Here is an 8668-nt window from a genome sequence, read left to right on the forward strand (position 1 = left end):
GACGTCTCGTGTGGCCGACTGTTTTGCTGAACTGGACAAACCGCTGGTGACTGTCGCGCTTGCCAGTCTTGAGAATGAATCAGCATTTATGCAGGAAGCTGAGATTAAACTGGCATCAGCCAGGGTGAAGATGCTCCGTCCTCCCATCCTTCCTGGGGCAAGGGGGTTTGGCCAGTTGGCTGCTGCCAGACTAAATGCGGAACTTCTGCCTAATGTTGATCTCTTTGCCGCCTTCAGGGGCAATGAAAAGCGGATTTATGCGCTGAAAGGGGAGAATGGCAGTTATACTCTGCATCGGGTGGACCACGACAAAAACAGTTACTTTATGAATGGACTGATGACCCACAGCCGGGAAAACGATCATCCGGAGAGTCAACTGAGTATAACCATTCGGGACAACATTAAATCGCCATCTGATGGGCTTACTGCAATTGTCGATAATCTCGTACAGGCACACCGGGAAACGTTTTATAAGACACTATATGAACAGGGCTACGAAAAAACCACCTTTCAGCACATACGGGATTTTCTGCCTTCGTTAATCCCGTTTTATGACTGCACAAAAAGCATTCAGTCTGGTGACGATGCAGGTGCTGCGATAAGCTGCCCACTGGACGTTATAGCATTCATTCCGGCGCTGGGCGAGATGGCGAGCCTGGCGGGCCGGTTTGCCAGCAGTGCAGCTAAAGCAACACTCCGGGCCGCAGGGCGCACGGCGCTCAACGCGGCTACGCGCGATGCGGTACAGAATGGTATATTCAGGCAGACGATAAAGAGTGTTGGCCGTGAAGCCCTGCGCGGAATATCCGTCCCGACGAAGTCGGAACTGCTTTCCGTGGGGAAGGCCGTGCTACAGGGCATCGACCCCGGCGTTGAACTGCTCATGGACGCGGGGAAGCTGAGTAAATCAGTGCTGACCCGGATGGCAAAGGGGAACAAAAATCTGCCCCCGTCGCTGAAAAAGCTGGTCACAAAGCTGGAGGGAGACGTTGACGAACTGGCTCAGGTAGAGAAAATTAAAGCAACTCATGCCGAGGGGGGCAGCATGTCGGACCTTTCTGCAGGGGGTAAATTATCAAAAGGAAAAGATGCTTCATGGGACATTATGTCTCCTTGCTATGGACGGCGGTTAAAACGGAGCCTTGATGATATATGCAATCCTGCCCCCCCCCTCACTTTCTCCCCAAACGGTGTTGCACATGGTACTTTTCATGAGGGCGACGGGGGTATTGCTCGTATTTTTCCACCTTCTGTATTTGAAAAAGTAAATCCTGCACGTCATGAAATATTATTAAACACATTGTCAAATTTGAATGAAATAAGCAACGCAGCCTTAAATAACATGAAAAAATTAACAGACAGCCAGCTTGAAAAGCATTTATTCAAAAATACGAGGGCAAAAGCAAGTGCAGCTGATATAAAAAACAAAATATACCAGTTAGATATGGCTGTCAAAGTTTTTAATTCAGAGTTTGAAACAAGATTTTTAATTTCTGACTATTTACCCAGATCAGAAAATTTGTTAGCAGTATACAATTTAGATTTAAAAAGAGTTGTTTTAAATAAAATGTCTTTTACAAACCCCAATGTATTCGCTGCGGCAATTCTTCATGAGATATCTCATGCAATAGGAACCAAGGATTACTTTTACTATAATAGGTTTGTTGAATCTTATCCGCCAATGGCTTCTTATAAAAGCGAAATGGCTATGCTGGATAATTATACTAAACAAACAAGGAAGTTTATGACCAGAGGCACTAACGGGGGGTTTGTAGCTACTGGCTTTGGGGATCACTTAATGAGTCATTTTAAGGTTCCGGAAACATTATTCTATGATGAAAAAATAGAATTTGTTGCAGAAGCAATGAAATTTGATCCGACATTTCGGGAGTCACATTTATTAAATAACGCAGATACACTAAGTGTTTATTTAATGACCCTGGCAGGTTTAGGGAAGAAAAAGAGCACATGGCCGAGAAAAGCTATAGAAAACTCCCTTAAGGATACTGTTAATATTTTTTCAACTGACGAGGCAAAAAAGTTTTCTAAATATGATCGGGACTGGGAAGCACACCTTGATGGTTAGAAATGATACCAAAAGATAAAGTACGGGCCAGAAACCAGCCGTATACGGGCTTTGAGTTGATTTCGGTAGATCGGGCAAAAGTCTGAAATAGTGCCGGTTATGGAATCGAACAGACGAACTGCGCATTTCGAAAGCGAGCCATTTGCAAAAAAAGTACAATCATGAGTACGTGAAAGATAAAGCGCTAAATAAAATAATAAATACCAATAAAATGCAATAAAAGTCACGGTTCAACGTCTGGTTGTGTTCTCATGAGATTTATTAAACCTCATGATTACCAATGAAATTTATAAAACCCACGTAACTGCGTGGGTTTTTATTACACAGCTTCTCAGACAAGAGAACCGAAGCGCGAGCCGCCTGGGATACGCAATTAAGTCATCCCGGCTTAACTTGAGTTTCGAAAAAAGTGTTGGCCGTAAATCGCCTTATTACTCGATGTCATAGACTAAGATTCAGCGCAAACCCTCACCGGCTTAAGGACCTGAAAGACCTGTACTGGAAAGTAAAACCCAACGGCAAAAAACGAACGCCATCAATTCAGCTCAACGTTCAATCGGATAAGCTTATATTAGCAACGTTTCCAACGGTAACGTTGCTAATATACACAGGCAAGATGCCCTTTCTTTTCCGGCAGAAATAACCCCTCTGGTTTTGTTGCAAGCACACACACCTTAATCCCATACTTTTAAGTCCCCTCAATTTTAGCCAACGGTTGATACTCTGTAGGCTAATAAGATTATTAAGGATGGCCTCTGGCAATACGCAGTACGTGACGACAGCAATCTTCACGCCTGTCAGCGCTTTTAAACGCGTATTGCCCTCTGTCAGGAGCCAACGGAAACCTGCGAACAGCGCTGGCTTAGAGCGGTTTAACGCAACGCTCGGGTTATGAGTACAAAAAATATGACATCCGGAAAACGCTCTTTATTGCCGGAATATCTGTCTGCGAAGGCATGGTTTTTACAGTGTAATGCAGAAGTTTTCCGGCATAATAAGGCAGCTTACAGTCTGCCTTATTGGTCCGGGACAGAAGGATTAGATCAGAAAATCGTTCAAAGACTGGCCGTTTGCCAGCGCTTTTTTGATGGGCGATGGCGTACGGCCCTGACCGGTCCAGTGCCTGATTTCATTATTATCGTCCAGGTACTTATATTTTGCCGGGCGAGGCGTGCGCTTCTTTTTTGCTTTGCCGGGTGAGGAGAGATGCGCGGCCAGTTCTGTTGGCGATATGCCATCTTCAAGCAGCAGCTCACGGTACATAGCCAGCTTTTCCGCTTTCTCACGGGCCTCGGCTGCTCTGGCGTTGGCCGCTTCACGACGCTCATTCACGATAACGTTCAGCTTCGATAGTATCTCTTCAAGATCCTCTGTAGCCATATTGCGCGCCTGTGCACGTAGTGAACGGATATTTTTCAGGCTGCTCAGGGTAAAACTCATAAATAACGTCCTTAAATATACTGATTAAAAAAACGGCGAGCATTCGCCGTCAGCCCTGAGGATAACATTTATTTCTTCCTGTTTTAAGGCAATGGCTGATAATCAGGCGCGTTTGCGGAAATTATACTCTTTTTATATTTTTAATAAGGCCATTTTCTTAGTATTAAATTCTTTGCGGCTAAGGGGAGCCTTGCGATGATGATCTTTTTCCGGAGTAAACTTCGCCACGGTCGGCCTGCTTATGATTTACAGTTTTACGTTAATTATGAAAAATTATTCCTCCTGGTTCTGATTATTCCCTAATCTTATAAAAGACATATCGACTTTATAATGTATTATCAATTATACGCTTATCTAAGAAAATTTACCCAGGCCAGCTAATTCCTCTCCTCACATTACAGCGGCTTTATACTTTTGCGCTAATTCCCTGTTATAGAGGGCGCGAGCGCCGGCCAACATGTTTTCTGTCAATTTTTAAGTTAGTTAGCTAATTATTAATTAATGATGGATTAGCCCAATTCAGGGCTTTACTTGGGTGTTTTCTCCGCTTCTGTCGCTCAGTTTCAAAGAGATCAAAAAGCGTGGTCATGTATTTTTACGGCTCTCCGAAAGCGTGCGGCTGCCTGTAGCGGCTTTTTTTGCTCATTTTGCCTGTCGGCCAGTTGCGATGAAACTGGCTGGCTTACTGGTAAATTGTAATATTTTCAAATAATTAAACCGATTATTTCAATTTTTAATTTCCAGAATTTTCCATAAAACCCTAAAAAAAGCGTGTTTTCTGACCATTCCGTTATAATTAGACAAAAGAAAAACAAGAGGGGGATGCAAATGACCAGGGATCCAGTTTTCGAAAAAAGAAAGAGTCGTGCCATGGTGATTATGGAAGGCAGGGGAATGTGGCCCAGTATCTATGCTCCCCCTTGCCATATATTCCTGTGGCGGTTGGGGATTCATGTACCACCGCCACCTTTCTCAAGTTTCTGGACAAACTTTTTTAGCTTCGCCGCCGTTTACACGCCGTTCTGGGGGGTGGTGATGTGGTTTACCCTCTGGAAGGATCAGGGGGCTACATTGCTTTATGCTGCCACTTCAACGCTGATAGCCGGGCTTTTTTTCGGTATTATCATGGCCGCGTTTCAGGAGTGGCGAAAGCGGGTTAATCACCTGCCTCAGTGGGAAAAATTGTAAATCATCCGCTTGCCAGGCTAAGTAAAGAAAATGCCAGACTACAAGGTTGCCGGACCGGCGTCCGGCGGCCGATCCTGGAGGGAGCCTCTCCTTTCCTTTCGATCAGGGCGTAACTGTTTGCTGTTTGATCTGGGATCAGCCATCCGTCTGGGGTTTCATCAGCGTTGGAATACCTGCCTGCCCTTATGTCCGGCCTAAGCTATTTTTCTCCCGTTTCATCGGACTCAGCTCTCTGCCTGCTGCTTTATCTGACGTTAGCCATCCGTCCGGGGTTTCATCGGCGTTGAAATACCTGACTGCCCTTATATCCGGCCCGCGCTATTTTTCTCCCGTTTCATCGGACTCAGCTCTCTGTCTGCTGTTTTATCTGACGTTAGCCATCCGTCCGCGGTTTCATCGGCATTGGACTACCTGCCTGCCTTTTCATCTGGCCTGCGCTACCGTCCTGCTGTTTAACCAGCACAAGGCTACGACGTTTCCACCGTGCGGACTGTCTTGCAACATCGTATTGTTTTCTTTCCACGGAGTGTTATGTCAGCGCGCCGGATGGCCCTGGCAGGGATTGCTTATTCAGGCGCGCCTTCTTAAGAATTTTTCGCCCTTATTCAGATAATATCTGTATAGAAGCGCTGCGCCACTTCAGGATGCGAGCGCAGCCGCCCTTTTAGATAGTTCCAGCCGACCTCACGCAATAAGGGGTTTTGCGGATCGCTGTCCGGGCCCTGCGCCAGCTTTGCCAGTGCTTCCGGCAGCTGATACACCGGCACTACGGCATCAAGCTGGGCACCAAGGAAAAAGGCAATGGATAAACGTTCCTGCTCTTCCTGCGGCGAAACCACCCTGTGTACGGTGGCGCGCAGATAACCGTTGGTTGCCAGCTCCAACAGTTCACCGATATTCACTACAAACGACCCCGGCAAAGGCGATGCCGCGGTCCAGTCACCGGGCTTTATTTCGACTTCCAGACCGGGCTTATCATCCTGCAGCAACAGCGTTAAAAAACCGGAATCTTTGTGTGCCCCTACCCCCTGACGCGATTCGTTATCGGTACGGCCCGGATAGCGGATCAGCTTGATATGCTCATTGGGGAAAGCGCCATAAAGCGCGTCGAAAGCATTCTGCGGCAATTGCAACGCCTCGGCGAGGGTACGCAGGAGCTTCAGCGCCACGCCGGTCATTTCCTGCTGCCACTGCGTCAACACAAGTTGCAGTTCCGGCAGGGCCTCCGGCCACTGGTTGGGTCCCTGTAACCTCTGCCATGCCGGGCTATCCGCCAAAAGGGGCAGTGCTTCCCGCTCCGCCCCGGTATCAAACTGTTCTCGGTAATCAGGCTGGTTACGCGTTATCTCCATGCCCGCAAGGTTATAGCCGCGAAAATGGGGCGAGTTCGCCATGCTGACCTTATGCTTTTCTTCATGCGGCAAAGCAAAGAATGCACGGGCAGCCTGCTGAACGCTGTCAATTAATTGCTGATCTATCCCATGATTAATAAGATAGAAAAAACCCACCTCGCGAGCGGCTTGTGTCAGTTTGTCCAGCAGATCTGCACGCTGCTGCGCCGGGCCGGTCAGGTGAGCAAAGTCGATAACCGGCAGCGCTAATGAAAGGTTTTGATGCATTGATGTAATCCTGGCTGAGTGGGCTTAACGCCAGCTTATCATTGCCCTCTTGCCCGCCCTGGTGACTATTTCTGCTATCGATATGCACAGAATGAAAATGATTTCCCTTCCGGACGGTCAGGGAAACGAGTTACTTTCAGAGAAAACACACCTTTAAAAAAGGTAGGAATAAACCCTATAAAAATAAACACCTCCACCGTGAAAAATAGTGTCATTAAATATAAATTGAACGCCATTTGAATTATCTCGCAATTAAATTAACGGCAATAAAAAATAAATAATAAACTTTAATAACAGAGCTTTGGTTTATTCACCTCACCTTATAGTTAATTAAAATATCACTTAATACTCTCCTTATTAAAAGGTAAAAAAAAGACACCTCCGTAAATTTTATACTACACTCATTTTCTTAGCTATTTAGAATAAAGGAGGCCAGGTGAAAGAAATCTTTCATACAAACTATTTGAAACTGATGACGTCAGTGACCTTCTGGGGGAACATTCTGCTGGTAGTCGTGGTGACCGCTATCACCTTTTTCCTTATCCGCAAAGTGATCTCACTGCTGGAAAAACGGATTGGTTCCTGGGCAGAAGATCATGAAAACCGGGTAGCGCACCGCGTGTTCCTGGATGTATTGAAGAAAACCCGGGTCACGCTGATTTTTTTCGCTTCCTTTCTGTTTAGCCTGCAGTTTATCGTGCTGCCCGGTCAGGTTAGCGGCACCATTCCTCACGCCTGGTTCCTGGTACTGGCGCTGCAAATTGCGTTATGGCTGGATCAGGCCGTGCAGTCGTGGCTCCGCTATTCGCTGACAAACAGCGGGCCGGACTCGCATCGCAATCCCGTTACCACCATTATCCTTGGCCTGCTGTTCCGGGCGCTGGTCTGGTCAGTGATGATCCTGTCGATACTGGCTAACGCAGGCGTGAATATCACCGCACTGGTTGCAAGCCTCGGCGTTGGCGGTATTGCTATCGCGCTGGCCGTGCAGACGGTACTGAGCGACCTTTTCGCCTCTCTTTCAATCGGTATTGATAAACCTTTCGAGATTGGCGATTTCGTGGTGTTTAACGATGTGGCGGGCACGATTGAACACATTGGTCTGAAAACCACGCGCATTCGTAGCCTGAGCGGCGAACAGATTGTCTGCGCCAACGCCATCCTGCTACAGCAAACCATCCACAACTATAAAAGGATGCAGACACGCCGCATCGTCTTCAGCTTTGGCGTGCCGCTGGCGACCCCGTCCGAACAGCTTCGTAAAATCGGTCCGATGGTAGAAGACGTGATTGGCCGTATCGAAAAAACCCGCTTTGACCGCGCGCATCTGGCCTCATTTGAGTCCGATCGCATTATGTTTGAAGTGGTGCATATCCTGAAATTTTCTGACTATAACCAGTACATGGACATCCAGCAGGAAATTAACCTGCGAATCAAAGAGTATCTGGAAGAGACCGGTATAGGCCTGGCCGGCCCTCACCGTTTTGTGACCTTTGAAAATGCTTTGCCGCAGGAGGAGCAGCCTGCCTGAGGCCGCTGGCCGGGAGCCCTCGCTTCCGGCTATTTTTTCGTTAATGGCCCCTGTCCCTTTCTGTCGCCTGTGCATCCTGCTTTGTTAAGGCCAGCCTGTCCGCTTTCCATTAAAGAAGCGATGCTGCCGGTTGCGTCTGATTAACGAATATCATTAAACTTAGCTTCCTTTACCGTTGCCAGTCCTTCAACACTGAATCTGGCTTATCCATTGGGTAACCCATGTCTGCCAAACCCACATCCGCCCTGTCACGTAGCGATCTCGCCGACCTTAACGCTTTTCGCAGGGTAGAACGTCTGCGCAGCTTTACCAAAGCCGCCGTGGAGTTGGGCATCACTACTTCCGCGCTCAGCCACGCGATCCGCAATCTGGAAACGCGTCTGGGCGTTCGGCTGCTGAACCGCACCAGCCGCGCCGTTACGCCAACCGATGCAGGTGCAAGCCTGGCGCGGCGGTTGAACAGAGGCTTTCAGGAGATAGGCGACGCGCTGGATGAGATCGCTTGCCTGCGCGACCGTCCGGTCGGGCGTCTGCGTCTGCATGCGCTGAGTGACGGTACGCGCCTGATCCTGGCCCGCTATTTGCCTGAATTCCTTCGCAAGTATCCGGAAGTAGAGGTGGAAGTCAGCGTGGATGACCGCATGACCGAAAGCCTGGCGGAAGATGTTGACGCCAGCATCCGCTTTGGTGGCGGCGCGTCGAAAGAATTGATCGCCGTAAAGCTGGGCACAGAACTGAAATGGGTCGCCGTCGCCTCGCCGCGCTATCTTTATCACCGCCCGCCGATTCAGGCACCGGAGGATC

At 48.2% G+C, this 8668-nt stretch carries 5 protein-coding genes and 1 pseudogene; 4 read left to right on the forward strand and 2 right to left on the reverse strand.

All coding sequences use genetic code 11. The features are described 5' to 3' along the window. Positions 1–2086, forward strand: a pseudogene (locus RTK32_RS14760) (hypothetical protein); the annotation flags it as partial. Positions 2087–3124: 1038 nt separating this feature from the next. Here the strand turns inward: RTK32_RS14760 and RTK32_RS14765 are convergent. Further along, positions 3125–3526, reverse strand: coding sequence for an H-NS family nucleoid-associated regulatory protein (locus RTK32_RS14765; protein ID WP_312045280.1), 402 nt, complete (start codon positions 3524–3526; stop codon positions 3125–3127). Between the two features lie 828 nt (positions 3527–4354). On the opposite strand from RTK32_RS14765, the gene RTK32_RS14770 reads away from it, so the two are divergent. Further along, positions 4355–4714 carry a DUF6404 family protein gene (locus tag RTK32_RS14770; RefSeq protein WP_312045282.1) on the forward strand — a complete coding sequence of 120 codons (360 nt, stop codon included), beginning with the start codon at positions 4355–4357 and terminating at the stop codon, positions 4712–4714. Between the two features lie 605 nt (positions 4715–5319). Here RTK32_RS14770 and RTK32_RS14775 read toward each other — a convergent pair. Next, a complete protein-coding gene (locus RTK32_RS14775) occupies positions 5320–6333 on the reverse strand; it encodes an isopenicillin N synthase family oxygenase (protein ID WP_312045284.1) in 1014 nt (337 codons plus the stop codon). A gap of 436 nt (positions 6334–6769) precedes the next feature. Here RTK32_RS14775 and RTK32_RS14780 point away from each other — a divergent pair, with 436 nt between their 5' ends. Then, positions 6770–7864, forward strand: a complete 1095-nt coding sequence (locus RTK32_RS14780; RefSeq protein ID WP_312045286.1) for a mechanosensitive ion channel family protein — start codon at positions 6770–6772, stop codon at positions 7862–7864. A 221-nt stretch (positions 7865–8085) separates the two neighbouring features. Then, positions 8086–8668: LysR family transcriptional regulator (locus RTK32_RS14785; protein ID WP_312045288.1), on the forward strand; the 583-nt coding region annotated here is incomplete at its 3' end.

This window comes from Erwinia sp., assembly GCF_031978025.1.
GTDB lineage: Bacteria > Pseudomonadota > Gammaproteobacteria > Enterobacterales > Enterobacteriaceae > Erwinia.